This is a genomic window from Streptomyces pimonensis (genome assembly GCF_041380215.1).
Classification (GTDB): Bacteria; Actinomycetota; Actinomycetes; order Streptomycetales; family Streptomycetaceae; genus Streptomyces; species Streptomyces pimonensis.
The window spans coordinates 156,937-172,239 of record NZ_JAHWZY010000013.1 but is presented as its reverse complement, the minus strand read 5'-3'; the positions used below and the strand labels follow the sequence as shown (position 1 = coordinate 172,239).

General features: G+C 71.1%; 15 protein-coding genes and 2 pseudogenes. 14 read left to right on the top strand and 3 right to left on the bottom strand.

Translation table 11 applies throughout. From position 1 onward, the window contains the following. Window positions 1-65 precede the first annotated feature (65 nt). Genes KYY02_RS15755 through ccsB form a run of 4 tightly spaced genes read left to right on the top strand, consistent with a single transcriptional unit; the run spans window position 66 to window position 4,341 of the window. Window positions 66-716 carry a TlpA family protein disulfide reductase gene (locus KYY02_RS15755; RefSeq protein WP_371238569.1) on the top strand — a complete coding sequence of 217 codons (651 nt, stop codon included), beginning with the start codon at window positions 66-68 and terminating at the stop codon, window positions 714-716. Window position 717: 1 nt separating this feature from the next. Next, window positions 718-1,491 carry a cytochrome c biogenesis CcdA family protein gene (locus KYY02_RS15750; RefSeq protein WP_371238568.1) on the top strand — a complete coding sequence of 258 codons (774 nt, stop codon included), beginning with the start codon at window positions 718-720 and terminating at the stop codon, window positions 1,489-1,491. 4 nt (window positions 1,492-1,495) lie between these two features. Then, window positions 1,496-3,217: a cytochrome c biogenesis protein ResB gene (gene resB, locus KYY02_RS15745; protein ID WP_371238567.1), complete on the top strand. Its 1,722-nt coding sequence runs from the start codon at window positions 1,496-1,498 to the stop codon at window positions 3,215-3,217. Continuing rightward, window positions 3,214-4,341 (top strand): c-type cytochrome biogenesis protein CcsB, encoded by a 1,128-nt coding sequence (ccsB, locus tag KYY02_RS15740; protein ID WP_371238566.1) that lies wholly within the window; start codon window positions 3,214-3,216, stop codon window positions 4,339-4,341. The genes resB and ccsB overlap by 4 nt, the downstream gene beginning before the upstream one ends. 61 nt (window positions 4,342-4,402) lie before the next feature. On the opposite strand, the pseudogene KYY02_RS15735 reads toward ccsB, so the two are convergent. Then, window positions 4,403-4,855 (bottom strand): annotated as a pseudogene (locus KYY02_RS15735) (cytidine/deoxycytidylate deaminase family protein). Window positions 4,856-5,145: 290 nt separating this feature from the next. Here KYY02_RS15735 and KYY02_RS15730 point away from each other — a divergent pair. Then, window positions 5,146-6,999, top strand: a complete 1,854-nt coding sequence (locus KYY02_RS15730; protein WP_371238565.1) for a protein kinase domain-containing protein — start codon at window positions 5,146-5,148, stop codon at window positions 6,997-6,999. Between the two features lie 34 nt (window positions 7,000-7,033). Here KYY02_RS15730 and KYY02_RS15725 read toward each other — a convergent pair whose 3' ends face one another. Continuing rightward, the gene (locus KYY02_RS15725; protein WP_371238564.1) at window positions 7,034-7,357 is read right to left on the bottom strand and encodes a PLD nuclease N-terminal domain-containing protein; all 324 of its coding nucleotides are present in this window, start codon (window positions 7,355-7,357) and stop codon (window positions 7,034-7,036) included. Between the two features lie 67 nt (window positions 7,358-7,424). Here KYY02_RS15725 and KYY02_RS15720 point away from each other — a divergent pair, with 67 nt between their 5' ends. Further along, entirely contained in the window at window positions 7,425-8,876 is a 1,452-nt protein-coding gene (locus tag KYY02_RS15720) for a menaquinone biosynthesis decarboxylase (protein ID WP_371238563.1), read from the top strand. Beyond that, complete coding sequence (gene mqnP, locus KYY02_RS15715; RefSeq protein WP_371238562.1) at window positions 8,873-9,778, top strand: menaquinone biosynthesis prenyltransferase MqnP; 906 nt, start codon at window positions 8,873-8,875, stop codon at window positions 9,776-9,778. Before KYY02_RS15720 ends, mqnP begins: the two co-directional genes overlap by 4 nt. Before the next feature lie 29 nt (window positions 9,779-9,807). On the opposite strand, the pseudogene KYY02_RS15710 reads toward mqnP, so the two are convergent. Then, a pseudogene (locus tag KYY02_RS15710) lies at window positions 9,808-10,002 on the bottom strand (DUF2191 domain-containing protein); the annotation flags it as partial. 148 nt (window positions 10,003-10,150) lie between these two features. Here KYY02_RS15710 and KYY02_RS15705 point away from each other — a divergent pair. The 7 genes from KYY02_RS15705 (at window position 10,151) to KYY02_RS15675 (ending at window position 15,276) form a co-directional block, all read left to right on the top strand. Further along, window positions 10,151-10,825, top strand: a complete 675-nt coding sequence (locus KYY02_RS15705) for a UbiX family flavin prenyltransferase (RefSeq protein ID WP_503167865.1) — start codon at window positions 10,151-10,153, stop codon at window positions 10,823-10,825. A 65-nt stretch (window positions 10,826-10,890) separates the two neighbouring features. Beyond that, window positions 10,891-11,349: an Lrp/AsnC family transcriptional regulator gene (locus tag KYY02_RS15700; RefSeq protein ID WP_371238561.1), complete on the top strand. Its 459-nt coding sequence runs from the start codon at window positions 10,891-10,893 to the stop codon at window positions 11,347-11,349. Between the two features lie 51 nt (window positions 11,350-11,400). Beyond that, on the top strand, window positions 11,401-12,564 hold the full coding sequence (gene mqnE / locus KYY02_RS15695; RefSeq protein WP_371238560.1) for an aminofutalosine synthase MqnE: 1,164 nt from the start codon (window positions 11,401-11,403) through the stop codon (window positions 12,562-12,564). Window positions 12,565-12,703: 139 nt separating this feature from the next. Further along, a complete protein-coding gene (locus tag KYY02_RS15690; RefSeq protein WP_371238559.1) occupies window positions 12,704-13,228 on the top strand; it encodes a GNAT family N-acetyltransferase in 525 nt (174 codons plus the stop codon). 95 nt (window positions 13,229-13,323) lie between these two features. Beyond that, a complete protein-coding gene (locus KYY02_RS15685) occupies window positions 13,324-13,623 on the top strand; it encodes a DUF4229 domain-containing protein (RefSeq protein ID WP_371238589.1) in 300 nt (99 codons plus the stop codon). Between the two features lie 151 nt (window positions 13,624-13,774). Continuing rightward, on the top strand, window positions 13,775-13,876 hold the full coding sequence (locus KYY02_RS15680) for a putative leader peptide (protein WP_371238558.1): 102 nt from the start codon (window positions 13,775-13,777) through the stop codon (window positions 13,874-13,876). Window positions 13,877-13,944: 68 nt separating this feature from the next. After that, window positions 13,945-15,276 (top strand): dicarboxylate/amino acid:cation symporter, encoded by a 1,332-nt coding sequence (locus KYY02_RS15675; RefSeq protein ID WP_371238557.1) that lies wholly within the window; start codon window positions 13,945-13,947, stop codon window positions 15,274-15,276. The last annotated feature ends 27 nt before the right edge of the window (window positions 15,277-15,303 follow it).

Genomic DNA, 15,303 nt, shown 5'->3' with positions numbered 1-15,303 from the left:
ATGCGGTTTTCCACCCGCACGGGGGGTGCTCAAGATCCCCGGAACGGACATGCGAAACTTTTCACATGAGTGCCGCCAGCCGCGCCCCCCAGCGCTCGAACCGGGCCGCCCACAGCTCGAACCGCGCCCTCCGCGTCCGCCGTCGCGCCACCCTGGCCGCCGGCGTGGCCGCGGCCGCACTGCTGGTCTCCGCGTGCGGCTCGGGCGGGACGTCCGGCGGGGGCGGCAACACCAACTTCGTCACCGGCACCGACGGCATCTCCACGGTCGCCGAGGGCGAGCGGGTCGCCGCGCCCGAGCTGTCCGGGAAGACGCTCGAGGGCGAGCAGCTCGACGTCGCCGACTACAAGGGCAAGGTCGTCGTCCTCAACGTCTGGGGCTCCTGGTGCAACCCGTGCCGCGCGGAGGCCAAGTACTTCGCCAAGGTGGCCAAGGACTACGCCGACCAGGACGTGCAGTTCGTCGGCATCAACACGCGGGACGGCAGCACCACGGCCGCCCTCGCCTTCGAGAAGGACTTCGGCATCCCCTACCCGAGCCTGTACGACCCCACGGGCAAGCTGATGCTCCGCTTCGAGAAGGGCACCCTCAACCCGCAGGCCGTCCCCTCCACCCTGGTCCTGGACCGGGAGGGGAGGATCGCGGCCCGCTCGCTGACCTCGCTCAGCGAGGAACGCCTGCTGAAGATGCTCAAGCCGGTCGTCGCGGAGAAGTGACGTGACGGCCCTGCACACGCTCGCCGCCGAGACGGGCTACAACGGCACGGTGCTCAACGGCGCCCTGCTGGTCGCCCTGCCCATCGCCCTGCTCGGCGGACTCGTCTCCTTCTTCTCGCCCTGCGTGCTGCCGCTGGTCCCCGGCTACCTCTCCTACGTCACCGGAGTCTCCGGCACCGACCTGGCCGAGGCCCGGCGCGGGCGCATGGTCGCCGGCGCCTCCCTCTTCGTGCTCGGCTTCACCGTCGTGTTCGTCTCCGGCGGCGCCTTCTTCGGCTACTTCGGGCAGACCCTGCAGGAACAGTCGGGCGTCCTGTCCAAGGTGCTCGGCGTTCTCATGATCCTCATGGGCGTCTTCTTCATGGGACTGATGCCCTGGCTCACCCAGCGCGAGTTCCGCTTCCACAAGCGGCCGGTTGCCGGGCTGGCCGGCGCCCCCGTCCTCGGCGCCCTGTTCGGCATCGGCTGGACGCCCTGTATCGGCCCCACCCTCGCCTCCGTGCTCACCCTCTCCGCACAGCAGGAGAGCGCCGGACGCGGCGCCGTACTGACCGTCGCGTACTGTCTGGGACTGGGCGTCCCCTTCGTGCTCGCCGCCGTGGCCTTCCGCAAGGCGCTGGGCGCCTTCGGCTGGGTCAAGCGGCACTACGTCTGGGTCCTGCGCATCGGCGGCACGATGATGATCGTGACCGGTGTGCTGCTGCTGACCGGCGTGTGGGACAGCCTCGTGGCGGAGATGCAGACCTGGTCCAACGGCTTCACTGTGGGGATCTGACCCGATGAGCGAGACAACGACCGACGACGCCCCCAAGCCCGCCGACGACCAGGACCTCGACGCCGCCGGCTCCCAGCTGTCCACCGCCCCCGCCGAGGAGCAGCCCAGCCTGCCCGCCCTCGGAGCCGTCGGCTGGGCCCGCTGGTTCTGGCGGCAGCTCACCTCCATGCGGGTCGCGCTGCTGCTGCTCCTGCTGCTGTCGCTCGGCGCGATCCCCGGCTCGCTCATCCCGCAGACCGGCATCGACGAGACGGCGGTCGCCGACTTCCGCGAGCGCCACGACGTCCTCGCGCCCGTCTACGACAAGCTCGGCCTGTTCGACGTCTACAGCTCGGTGTGGTTCTCGGCGATCTACATCCTGCTGTTCGTCTCGCTCATCGGCTGCATCGTGCCCCGCACCTGGCAGTTCGTGGGCCAGCTGCGCGGCCGCCCGCCGGGCGCCCCCCGCCGGCTGACCCGGCTGCCCGCCCACACCACCTGGCGCACCGAGGCCGACCCCGAGCAGGTCCGCGAGGCCGCGCTCGCCCTGCTGAGGAAGCGCGGCTTCCGCGCCCACCTCGCCGGTGACGCCGTCGCCGCCGAGAAGGGCTACCTGCGCGAGGTCGGCAACCTGCTCTTCCACATCGCGCTGATCGTGATGCTGACCGCCTTCGGCTGGGGGCAGCTGTTCAAGTCCGAGGGCAACAAGCTGATCGTCGAGGGCGACGGCTTCTCCAACACGCTCACCCAGTACGACGACTTCAGGTCCGGCAGCCTCTTCGCCAACGACGACCTGGTGCCGTTCAGCTTCGACGTCAAGGAGTTCACCGGCACCTACGAGCGCACCGGGCCCAACAAGGGCACCCCGCGCACGTACCAGTCCGAGGTCACCTACGCCGAGGGGGCCGACGGAGAGCAGAAGACGGCCGTCATCAAGGTGAACGAGCCGCTGGAGATCGGCGACGCCAAGGTCTACCTCGTCAGCCACGGCTACGCGCCCGTCGTCACCGTCCGCGACGGCGGGGGGAGGATCGTCTACCAGGACGCCGTGCCGCTGCTGCCGCTCGACGCCAACGTCACCTCCTCCGGAGTGGTCAAGGTCCTCGACGGCTACCGCAACTCCAAGGGGGAGAAGGAGCAGCTCGGCTTCAACGCCTTCTTCGTGCCGACCTTCGGCGGCTCCGCGACCGGCACGATGCTCTCCCAGTTCCCCGCGCTGGACTATCCGGTGCTCGCGCTCTCCGCCTACCACGGCGACCTGAAGGCCGACTCCGGCATTCCGCAGAGCGTGTACCAGATGGACAAGACCAAGATGAAGGAGTTCAAGGACTCCGAGGGCGAGCTGTTCAAGAAGCTGCTCATGCCCGGTGAGACCATGACGCTCCCGGACGGCGCCGGTTCGGTCACCTTCGAGAGGGACGTCAAGGAGTGGGCCGGCTTCCAGGTCGTCCAGGAGCCGGGCGGCGGCTGGGCGCTCGGCGGCTCCGTCGCCGCGATCGCCGGTCTCGCCGCCTCCCTGTTCATCCAGCGCCGCCGTGTGTGGGTGCGCGCGGTGCGCGGCGACGACGGTGCGACCGTCGTCGAGATGGCCGGCCTCGGCCGCAGCGAGTCCGCGAAGGTGCCCGAGGAGCTCGGCGACCTCGCCGGGATCCTCTACGACCAGGCGCCGGGCGCGCCCGAGCCCTCCCCGGACCCGTCCGGTCCCACCGATTCCGAAGCCGTACCTGCCGAAGGGGCTGAGAAGTGACTCTCGCCGCCGCAACAGATCTGGCCGCCGCGACCAACGAGAACCTCGCGGAGATCAGCAACGTGCTGATCTACTCCGCGATGGCCGTCTACACCCTCGCCTTCTTCGCGTACATCGCGGAGTGGATCTTCGGCAGCCGCAGCAAGGTCGCCCGCACCGCCGCCGCCCTCACCCCGAGGACGCAGACGGGGAAGGCGCCGGCCGTCACCGTGAAGCAGGCCGGCGGCACCGCCGTACTGGAGCGGCCGAAGGTCGTCGTACGCACCGCGGCCGGAACGCGGGACGTGCCCGACGGGCCCGGAGCGCACGGCGGGGACGAGAAGGGCGACCTCTACGGGCGCATCGCCATCTCCCTCACCGTGCTCGCGTTCGCCCTCGCCTTCGGTGGCGTGCTCACCCGCGCGCTGTCCGTGGAGCGGGCGCCGTGGGGCAACATGTACGAGTTCAACATCACCTTCTCCACCACCGCGGTCGGCGTGTACCTCCTGCTGCTGGCGCTGAAGAAGAACGTGCGCTGGCTCGGCCTGTTCCTGACCACCTCGGTCCTCCTCGACCTCGGCCTGGCCGTCACCGTCCTCTACACCGAGAGCGACCAGCTGGTCCCCGCCCTCCACTCGTACTGGCTGTACATCCACGTCTCCACGGCCATCCTGTGCGGCGCGGTCTTCTACGTGGGCGCGGTCGGCGTGATCCTCTACCTGTTCAAGGACGCGTACGAGAACAAGCTCGCGAGCGGCGGCAGGCCCGGCAGCTTCGCCACCTCCGTCCTGGAGCGGCTGCCCGCCGCCGCGTCCCTCGACAAGTTCGCCTACCGGGTCAACGCGGCCGTCTTCCCGCTGTGGACGTTCACCATCATCGCGGGCGCCATCTGGGCCGGCGACGCCTGGGGCCGCTACTGGGGCTGGGACCCCAAGGAGGTCTGGTCCTTCATCACCTGGGTCGCCTACGCCTCCTACCTGCACGCCCGCGCGACGGCCGGCTGGAAGGGCCGCAAGGCCGCCTACCTGGCCCTGCTCGCCTTCGGCTGCTGGCTGTTCAACTACTACGGCGTCAACATCTTCGTCTCCGGCAAGCACTCCTACGCGGACGTCGGCCTGGGCGCGCTGCGGTCCGTGGGCTTCTGAACCCGCGTGCCACGAAGGCCGGTTCCCTGTGACCTGGGTCACGGGAGCCGGCCTTCGCCGTTCAGCCGGCGATGTCCTCGCTCCGCAGCCGTGGACGGCGGGCGACGAACTCCCGCGTCATCGCGGCGCGCTCCGGATCGTCCAGTAGCACGCTCCCCACGCCGTGGCCGGCCAGTCGTGCCCGCCGCGGAAGGCGACCGCCCGCCGATCACCATCCGGGAGATGCCGGACCGCCGGACGAGCCCCGAGCGGTACCGGAACGGGGGGAGCGCCGTCACCGTCGTCGCACCGCGGTACGACCGCTGCCGTCCCGCAGCGGAGGGCGGCGGTCTCCGCGTGCGCCGACGGGCCGTCGTCCTGGACGCGGGGGGTTGTGGCCGCGGCCGAGCGGAGTCCCGCCGGCGCCGTACGGCGCGGCTCCGAGGGGGACCGCCGCTCTTCGCAGGCCCGGTACGGGCCTGCGGAGGACGGCGGCGGGACAGGCGCGGGCGGTGACCTGTTCGATCGGCTCCATGACGCCGGTGTCCCCCGTCGAAGGCCCGTCGTACGTGCTCTGTGCCCTGGCCCGGTCATCGCCGTGCAGGCGGCGGGCGGGGCGGAGAGGAACGTCATGGGTGCTCCGGTGCCGGAGGACACGACCGGGGCCCGTCCCGTGGGCGTCCCGCAGCTCCCGGCGCGCGCCGCTCGAGAGGAGCACGGCGGTCGAAGTGCCGTACGGCGTAAGGTACTCCGACGAACACGGGTGCGAATGCCTTTATGCTTGGCCCCGCCCCATGGGCCGAGATCGCACGCCGGGAGGCATCTGTGTCAGCGCTGGAGCCGGACGACCCGCACTCCGTCGGGGCGTACCGGTTGCTGAACCGGCTGGGCGCTGGCGGTATGGGCAGGGTCTTCCTCGGCCGCTCCCCGGGCGGACGGCTCGTCGCGGTGAAGGTGGTGCACGCCGAACTGGTGCGCCGGCCCGAGTTCCGTGACCGGTTCCGGCGTGAGGTCGAGGCGGCCCGGAAGGTCAGCGGCGCCTTCACCGCCCCCGTGATCGACGCCGACCCGGACGCGCCCCTGCCGTGGCTGGTGACCAGCTACATCGCCGGTCCTTCGCTGGAGCAGGCGGTCGTCGAGCGGGGGCCGTTCGAGGCGGGGGCGGTCCTCGCGCTGGCGGCCGGGCTGGCCGAGGCGCTGGTGTCGATCCATGCCGTGAACCTCGTCCACCGCGACCTCAAACCCTCCAACGTGCTGCTCGCCGAGGACGGGCCCCGTGTCATCGACTTCGGGATCGTCCGCAGCGTCGAGGCGGACTCGATCACCGGCACCGGTCTCGTGGCCGGCTCGCCCGGATTCATGTCGCCCGAGCAGGTCAATGGCGACACGATCACCCCGGCCAGCGACATCTTCTGTCTGGGCGCTGTGCTGGCCTTCGCGGCGACCGGCGCCAACCCCTTCGGCGACGGACCGACCCCCGCGCTGCTCTACCGGGTGGTGCACAACACCCCCGACATCGGCGCCGTCACCGACCCGGCCCTGCACACCCTGATCGGCGACTGCCTCGCCAAGGATCCGGCCCGCCGTCCCACCCCGCGCGAGATCCTCACCCGGGTCGGCGCGCTGGACGGCGAGAGCACGATGGCCCTGCGGCTCCCCGGCCCCTGGCCGGCAGGGAGTGTTCCCGCGTCCCCGGCCCAGGCCGGGACGGCCCTCCCGGGCGCCCGTCCCACGGACCCGAGGGCCCTCACGAACGTCCTTCCGCGCGACGGCGGACCCGGCGCCCTCCCGCAGCGGGCGACCATGGTGGCGCCGCACTTCCACGACCGGGCCACCCGGGTGGGCGCCGCCCCGGAGCCGACACCCGCCGCCACGGAACCGGCCGGCCGCCGGGCGGGCCGGAAACGCGGCGGCAGCCGACGGACCTTCCTGCTCCTTGGCGTCGGCGGGGGAGCGGTCGCCGCGGCCGGCGTCGGGGCGGGGTTCCGGTTCAACCGGCCGGCCGCCGCGGACCGGGCCGCGCCCTCCTCCTCGGCCTCCCCCTCGGCCTCGCCCGCTGCCGGTCCCCGGCCCGCCCGGCCCGTCGGGCACTGGCCCCTCGACGAGACCTCGGGCACGGTCGCGCGGGACACCGCGGGCGGCCGGCACGACGGCACCGCGACCGGCGTGACCTGGCTGCCCGGCGGAGGCGGAGCCGTCTTCGACGGGCAGGGCAGCCAGATCGTGACCGGGGGCCCGGTGGTGGAGACCGGGAAGGGCCGGAGTTTCACGGTCGCCGCCTGGGTCCGGCTCTCCGCCGTACCGGGGAACTGGGCCACCGCCGTCAGCCAGGACTCCGGGGACGCCAGCGCCTTCTACCTCCAGTACGCCGTCGAGGGGAACCGCTGGGCCCTCTCCCGCCCTGGCCGACGCGCCACCGGCCGCAGCGAGCCCGCCGTGAACGTCTGGACCCACCTCGCCGGCGTCTGCGACAGCCGGGCGCGCACCCTGCGGTTGTATGTCAACGGCGTGCAGGAGGCGGAGGCCGAGGACACCGGCCCCATGTCCGCCACCGGCCCCCTCGTCATCGGCCGGGCGTCGTACGGCGGCCGGGCCGTCGACTTCTTCCCCGGCGCCGTCCGGGACGTACGGGTCTTCGACCGGGCCCTGGACGCCGCGCGGATCAAGACCCTCGTGTGATCACGGTCCCCGCGGCGCCGTACGCGGTCGGGGCTCAGCCGTCCTTGGGGTCCTTGCCGCGGTCCTCGTCCGGCTTGTCCTCGCCGAGCGACTTCAGGAAGTCGGGGTTGTCGTCCGGCGCGACCCACTGCTGCCGGCCGCCACCCCGGCCCCGGGTGGGACCGGCACCGCCCGCGGGGCGCCGCTTCTTGCCGGCGATCAGCCACGAGACCGAGCCGACCAGCGGGAACAGCAGCACGAGGATCGCCCACAGCGGCTTGGGCATGTGCCGGATGTCGTCGTCCTTCGTGCTGATGCAGTCGATGAACGCGTACACGCTCAGAGCCAGTGGCACGAGGAACATCAGCACCCGCAGCATGGGGCCTCTCCAGCGAAAGCGGTGGGCGGTACAGGGCCAGGGTAACCGCTCGGGGATACTTGACCCCATGGCTTACGACGATCTTCGCTCCCTGCTCAGGGCGCTGGAGCGCGAGGGCGACCTCAAGCGCATCAAGGCCGAGGTCGACCCGTGTCTGGAGGTCGGTGAGATCGTCGACCGGGTGAACAAGGCCGGCGGTCCCGCGCTGCTCTTCGAGAACGTGCGCGGCTCGAGCATGCCCCTCGCGATGAACGTGTACGGCACCGACCGCCGGCTGCTGAAGGCGCTCGGCCTGAAGTCGTACGCGGACATCTCCGAGAAGATCGGCGGGCTGCTGAAGCCCGAGCTGCCGCACGGGTTCGTCGGGGTGCGCGAGGCGTTCGGGAAGCTCGGCGCGATGACGCACGTACCGCCGAAGAAGGTGAAGGACGCGCCCGTCCAGGAGGTCGTCCTGCACGGCGACGACGTGGACCTCGACCGGCTCCCCGCGCTCTTCACCTGGCCCAAGGACGGCGGCTCCTTCTTCAACCTGGGCCTCACCCACACCAAGGACCCCGAGTCGGGCATCCGCAACCTCGGCCTGTACCGCCTCCAGCGACACGACAAGCGCACCATCGGCATGCACTGGCAGATCCACAAGGACAGCCGCAACCACTACCAGGTGGCCGCCCGGCGCGGCGAGCGGCTGCCCGTCGCCATCGCCTTCGGCTGCCCGCCCGCCGTGACGTACGCCTCCACCGCGCCCCTGCCCGGCGACATCGACGAGTACCTGTTCGCCGGGTTCCTGCAGGGCAAGCGGATCGAGATGGTCGACTGCAAGACCGTTCCGCTTCAGGTGCCGGCGCAGGCGGAGGTCGTCGTCGAGGGCTGGCTGGAGCCGGGCGAGATGCTGCCCGAGGGGCCGTTCGGCGACCACACCGGGTTCTACACCCCGCAGGAGCCGTTTCCGGCCCTGAGGATCGACTGCGTGACCATGCGCAGGCGCCCGCTGCTCCAGTCGATCGTCGTCGGCCGGCCCCCGACGGAGGACGGCCCGCTGGGGCGGGCGACGGAACGCTTCTTCCTGCCCCTCCTCAAGATCATCGTCCCGGACATCGTGGACTACCACCTCCCCGAGTCCGGCGGCTTCCACAACTGCGCGATCGTCTCGATCGACAAGAAGTACCCCAAGCACGCGCAGAAGGTCATGCACGCCATCTGGGGCGCCCACATGATGTCGCTGACCAAGCTGATCGTGGTCGTCGACTCCGACTGCGACGTCCACGACCTGCACGAGGTGTCCTGGCGGGCCCTCGGCAACACCGACTACGCCCGTGACCTCACCGTCGTCGAAGGTCCCGTCGACCATCTCGACCACGCCTCGTACCAGCAGTTCTGGGGCGGCAAGGCGGGCATCGACGCGACGCGGAAGTGGCCCGAGGAGGGGTACACGCGCGACGGCGGCTGGCCCGACATGGTCGAGTCCGACCCGGACACGGCCGCGCTGGTCGACCGCCGCTGGCAGGAGTACGGACTGTGACCTCGGCCTCCGCCGCGCTTCCGCAGCAGCCGGGACGCACGAAAGCCTTCCTCCGCCTGGTGATGATCGAGCACTCGGTCTTCGCCCTGCCCTTCGCCTACATCGCCGCCCTCACCGCGATGTACGAGCGGGACGGGAACATCCACTGGGGCCGGCTGCTCCTGGTCACCCTCGCCATGGTCGGCCTGCGCACCTTCGCCATGGCCGCCAACCGGATCATCGACCGCGAGATCGACGCCCGCAACCCGCGCACCGCCCACCGCGAGCTGGTCACCGGCGCGATGTCGGTCAGGCACGCCTGGACGGGCGCACTCATCGCCCTCGCCGTCTTCCTGGGCGCCGCGGCCCTCCTCAACCCGCTCTGCCTGGCCCTCGCCCCCGTCGCAGTGGTCCCGATGGTGGTGTACCCGTACGGCAAGCGGTTCACCGACTTCCCGCAGGCCATCCTCGGGCTCGCGCAGGCGATGGGCCCGGTCGGCGGCTGGCTGGCGATCACCGGGGAGTGGTCCTGGGACGCCGCCGTCCTCGGCCTCGCGGTCGGCGTCTGGATCGGCGGCTTCGACCTGATCTACGCCTGCCAGGACGTCGACACCGACCGCGAGACCGGCGTGAAGTCGGTCCCGGCCCGCTTCGGCATCCCCGCCGCGATCCGGGGCGCCCGCGGCTGCCACGCCGTCACGACGGCCCTCCTCGTCTGGTACGCGCTCCTCACCGACGCCGGTGTCTTCTTCTGGCTCGGCCTGCTGGTCGTGGCCGGGGCCTTCGTCTACGAGCACACCATCGTCCGCCCCCACGACCTGTCCCGCCTGAACCGGGCGTTCTTCTCCGTCAACGGCTTCATCGGCATCGCCCTGTTCGTGTGCGCGCTGCTGGACCTGCTGGTGCGGGGCCTGACCGTGTAGGGGAGGCCGGCGCGCGGCCGGGAGCCAGTCCTGGGTTCCTGCGGCTTGACGTCGATCTCGCGCAGGCCCCGGTCCTTGGGCCCGGTGCGCGCCTCGGCGCGGTGGCCGCGGGCGATGCAGTCCCGTACGACCACCTCGATCGCGTCCCGGGGCGAGCCGACCCCCGCCAGGACCATCACCTCCACCACGAGTTCGGCGTCGGGACTGACGTCGACCTTGGCCATCGTTCCCCCCTCGTCCCGTCGGATCCGCGCTCCAGCCGTCCGGGGCCCTGCGGTGCGGGCCGAGGACGGGGCCCCGTGCCGCTCGGGCCCGAAGCCGTCCGACCGGTCCTGGGAACGGACGCCTGCCCTCCGCCGGTAGGCTCAAGATGTGAACGCAGGAGAAACGCGGCGCAAGCCTTGGATCGTGGGGGTGTCGGGGGCGTCCGGGACGCCCTACGCAGCCGCTGTGCTGCGTGCGCTCCTGGCGGCGGGAGAGAGCGTCGACCTCGTCGTGAGCCGGGCCTCCCGGCTCACCCTGCTGGACGAGACCGGCATCGCCTTCCGGGACGCCCACTGGCAGGACGACCTGCGGGAATGGCTGTCCCGGGGTGCGGACGGCAAGCCGGACACGTTCACCGTCGACCTCGACGGCGTACGGCACTGGGCCGCCGGCGACCTCGCGGCCGGGCCGTCCTCGGGGTCGTACCCGAGCAAGGGCATGCTGATCGTGCCCGCCTCCACGGCCTGTGTGGCCGGGGTGGCGATCGGGCTGTCCAAGGACCTGCTGCAGCGTTCGGCGAGCGTCACCCTGAAGGAGGGCCGCACGCTGGTCGTGGCCGTACGGGAGACCCCGCTGAACGGGCAGACGCTGCGGCACCTGGTGACGCTGGACGACGCGGGCGCGACCGTGGTGCCCGCCTCGCCCGCCTTCTACGCGGGCGCGACGCACATCCAGGACCTGGTGGACTTCGTCGCCGGACGCGTACTCGACGCGGCGGGCGTCGAGCACCGCCTCTACCGCCGCTGGAAGGGCGGACTCGGCGGCGGGTCCCGTCCGGACTGAGCGCCCCCGCGACACCTCGGCACGTGCAGAACTCTCAGACCTCTTCAGCGGAAGGCTTCGATTCGATGGACGCGGTGGACAGGCAGCTCATCCAGGCCCTCAGGGAGAACGGCCGGGCCTCCTACGCGGAGCTGGGGCGCCTCGTCGGCCTGTCGGGACCCAGCGTCACCGACCGCATCAACCGGCTGGAGGCGGCCGGTGTCATCACCGGCTACCGGGCCACCGTGGACGCCGCCTCGCTGGGCCTCGGCGTCACCGCCCTGATCGGCATCTCGCTCTCCGACGCCGCCGACCACGAGGACGTGGCGCAGCGGCTGAAGGAGCTGAAGGAGATCGAGGACTGCTGGTTCATCGCCGGCGACGACTCCTTCATGCTCAAGGTCCGGGCCTCCGACGTGGACGGCCTGGAGAAGACCATCCGCCGGCTGTCCGGCACCAAGGGCGTCTCCCGCACCCGTACCACCATCGTGCTCTCCACCAAGTGGGAGAACCGCGTCGGTGAGCTGCCCGAAGAGGGGGAGTGACCGGGGCGTACGGTTGACCGGGTCTGTCTGAAGAGGGAAAGAGGGATCGGCATGGACGTCGGGCTCAAGCGCGAGCTGGAGGAGAAGGTCAGGGCGGGCGAACGCCTGACCCGTGAGGACGGCATCGCGCTGTACGAGTCGGACGACCTGGCCTGGCTGGGCGGGCTGGCGCACGAGGTGCGCACGAGGCTGAACGGCGACGTCGTGCACTTCAACGTCAACCGCCACCTCAACATGACGAACGTGTGCACCGCCTCCTGCGCCTACTGCTCCTTCCAGCGCAAGCCGGGGGAGAAGGACGCGTACACGATGCGCATCGAGGAGGCGGTGAAGCTCGCCAAGGCGATGGAGCCGGAGAACCTGACCGAGCTGCACATCGTCAACGGACTGCACCCCAATCTGCCGTGGCGCTACTACCCGCGCTCGCTGCGGGAGCTGAAGGCCGCGCTGCCGGACGTCTCGCTGAAGGCGTTCACGGCCACCGAGATCCACCACTTCGAGACCATCTCCGGGATGTCCGCCTCCGAGATCCTCGACGAGCTGATCGACGCGGGCCTCGAGTCGCTGACCGGCGGTGGCGCCGAGATCTTCGACTGGGAGGTGCGGCAGCACATCGTCGACCACCGGACGCACTGGGAGGACTGGTCGAGGATCCACCGGCTGGCGCACGAGAAGGGGCTCAGGACCCCGTGCACCATGCTGTACGGGCACGTCGAGGAGCCCCGCCACCGTGTGGACCACGTGCTGCGGCTGCGTGGACTCCAGGACGAGACCGGCGGCTTCCAGGTCTTCATCCCGCTGCGCTACCAGCACGACTTCGTGGACATGAAGGACGGCAAGGTACGCAACCGGCTCCAGGCGCGGACGCAGATGGCGACCGGCGCGGAGGCGCTGAAGACGTTCGCGGTGTCGCGGCTGCTGTTCGACAACGTGCCGCACGTCAAGGTGTTCTGGGTGATGCACGGCGTGCAGACGGCGCAACTGGCGCTGCAGCACGGGGCGGACGACATGGACGGGTCGGTGGTCGAGTACAAGATCACGCACGACGCGGACAACTACGGCACGCCGAACAAGCTGACCCGCGAGGACCTGCTGGACCTGATCCGCGACGCCGGGTTCCGGCCGGTGGAGCGGAACACGCGGTACGAGATCATCCGGGAGTACGACGGTCCCGACCCGGCGCGACGGGAGTCCCCCCAGCCGATGCGCGTCTGAAGGGGGCCGCCCCTCCGGCCGCAGGGGGCGGGAGCCCCCTGCGGGCCGGCCTGCGCCCGCCCCGCCCGGCTCGGCAGAGGGGGAGCGTCCGGCGCGAAAGCGGCTGCGCGTGCGCCGAGGTAATGCTTACCATCGGCCCATGCCCCTTACTTTCACGTTCGATCCCGTCGTCACCCCCGCACTTCGCGACGGCGTCCTCGACCTGTGGGTCGATGTCACCAACGCCGGTGGAGCGGTGGGGTTCGTACCGCCCGTGACGCGGGAGGACATCCGCCCCAACCTGGTGCGGCAGCTCGTGTCGATGACGGAGGAGCGCTCCCGTCTCCTCGTCGGGCACGACGAGGAGGGCAGGGTGGCCGCGACGGCGTTCCTCACCCTCAACACCCATCAGCTGATGACCCACTGGATCTGGCTCTACACGGTGATGGTCCACCCCCGCCACCAGGGCCGGGGCTACGGCCGCGACCTGCTGGCCGCCGCCGAGCGGGCCGCCCGCACCCTCGACGGCGTCGAGGCGATCCGGCTCACCTGCCGCGGCGGTCTCGGCCTGGAGCGCTTCTACGCCTCCTGCGGCTACAAGGAGGTCGGCCGGGTCCCGGACGCCATCCGCGTGGCCCCCGGCGACGACCGCGACGACGTCGTCATGCTGCTGCCGCTGACCTGAGGCCCGTACCCCGCTGAAAGATCCCTGCCCGGTCGTGCTTCACTGGAGGTTGTCCCTTTGGGGCGTTCTGACCGTAGGAAGGGAGAGTGGACGAGATGCTCCGCTACACGCTGATGCGCCTCGGGATCTTCGTGGGCTGCCTCGTGGCCGTCTGGGGTCTCGTCCACTCCGGCCTCGCCCCGCGCGGCCTCGGTGACTCCAACGGACTGTGGATCATCCTGCTCGCCCTGGTGATCTCGGCCCCGATCAGCCTCGTCGTGCTCCGCAAGCAGCGGGACCAGGCCTCCGAGCGGATCGTCCAGCGGGTGAACCGGGCCAAGGCCAACCTGGAGGCCAACCGCAACCAGGAGGACGCGGCCGACGAGACCGCCCGCACGCGGACGCAGGCCTCGTAACGTCCGTCACATCCGCGCACCGCACTCGGGCGCCCCGGTTTCCGAACTGACCCGGAAACCGGGGCGCTTTGCGTTGTGCGGAAGCCTGCGGCCCTCCACCTCCCAAAGCAATGCTTTGAGGATCCCAAAGCTCAGGTGTTACGGTTCTCGGGTGAAGCCAGCAGCCGTGTTCCCCACGCCCCGGAGTGTTCCGCTCGTGGCGCGCCTGCACGTGGACCTCTGCCGGGTCACCGCCGCGAACTGTCGTCCCTGACGTCCCGCGCCACCCGAACCCCACGTCACCCTTCCTCACGCGTCCCCACAGACGGATCACAACGGAGCATGTCCGTGTCCACGAACACGCAGTTCAAGCTGCCCCTGCGCGCGCCCTTCTGGGCCCAGATACTCGCCGGCCTCGTCCTGGGCGTCCTGCTCGGCTGGCTCGCCCGCAGCCAGGACCTCTCCTGGCTCGTCACCACCCTGGAGAAGGTCGGCGGCACCTTCATCGGCCTGCTGAAGCTGGCCGTCGCCCCGCTCGTCTTCTTCGCGATCCTGGTCTCCATCACCAACCTGCGGAAGGTCAACAACGCGGCCCGGCTGGCCTCGCGCACCCTCCTCTGGTTCATGATCACCTCGCTGATCGCGGTGGCGATCGGCCTGGTCATCGGCCTGGTCACCAACCCGGGCGCGGGCACCGGCCTCACCCCGGCGGACGGCGCCGCACCGGAGAGGACCGGCTCCTGGATCGACTTCCTGACCGGCATCGTGCCGACCGACGTGATCACACCGTTCACCGAGCTGAACGTGCTGCAGATCGTCTTCATGGCCGTCGTCGCCGGCATCGCCGCCCTCCAGCTCGGCGAGAAGGCCCAGCCGATCCTCACCCTGAGCGAGTCCGTCCTCGAACTCCTCCAGAAGGCCCTGTGGTGGGTCATCCGCCTCGCCCCGCTCGGCACCGTCGGCCTCATCGGCAACGCCATCGCCACCTACGGCTGGGACCTGATCGGCAAGTACGCCACCTTCACCGCCGACGTCTACGTCGGCTGCCTCATCGTCCTCTTCGGCGTCTACCCGGCGCTGCTGGCGACCGTCGGCAAGGTCGGCCCGGTGCAGTTCTTCAAGGGCGCCTGGCCCGCGATCCAGCTGGCCTTCGTCTCCCGCTCCTCCGTCGGCACCATGCCGCTGACCCAGAAGGTCACCGAGCGCCTCGGCGTGCCGAAGGAGTACGCGAGCTTCGCCGTCCCGTTCGGCGCGACGACGAAGATGGACGGCTGCGCCGCGATCTACCCGGCCATCGCCGCGATCTTCGTCGCCCAGATCTTCGACATCCCGCTCGGCGTCGGCGACTACCTGCTGATCGCGTTCGTCTCGGTGGTGGGCTCCGCCGCCACGGCCGGCCTCACCGGCGCGACGGTCATGCTCACCCTCACCCTCTCCACCCTGGGTCTGCCCATGGAGGGCGTGGGCCTGCTGCTGGCCATCGACCCGATCCTGGACATGATCCGCACGGCGACGAACGTCGCCGGCCAGGCGCTGGTCCCGGTCATCGTCTCGGCCCGCGAGGGGCTGCTCGACCGGAAGGCGTACGACTCGGTCCACTCCTCCCCGGTCGACGAGGACCCGTCCGACGAGACCCCGTCCGACGAGCCCCAGCGGGTGCCCGCCGTGGCCTGACCGTCACCGGACCCCGGGCACAGGGGG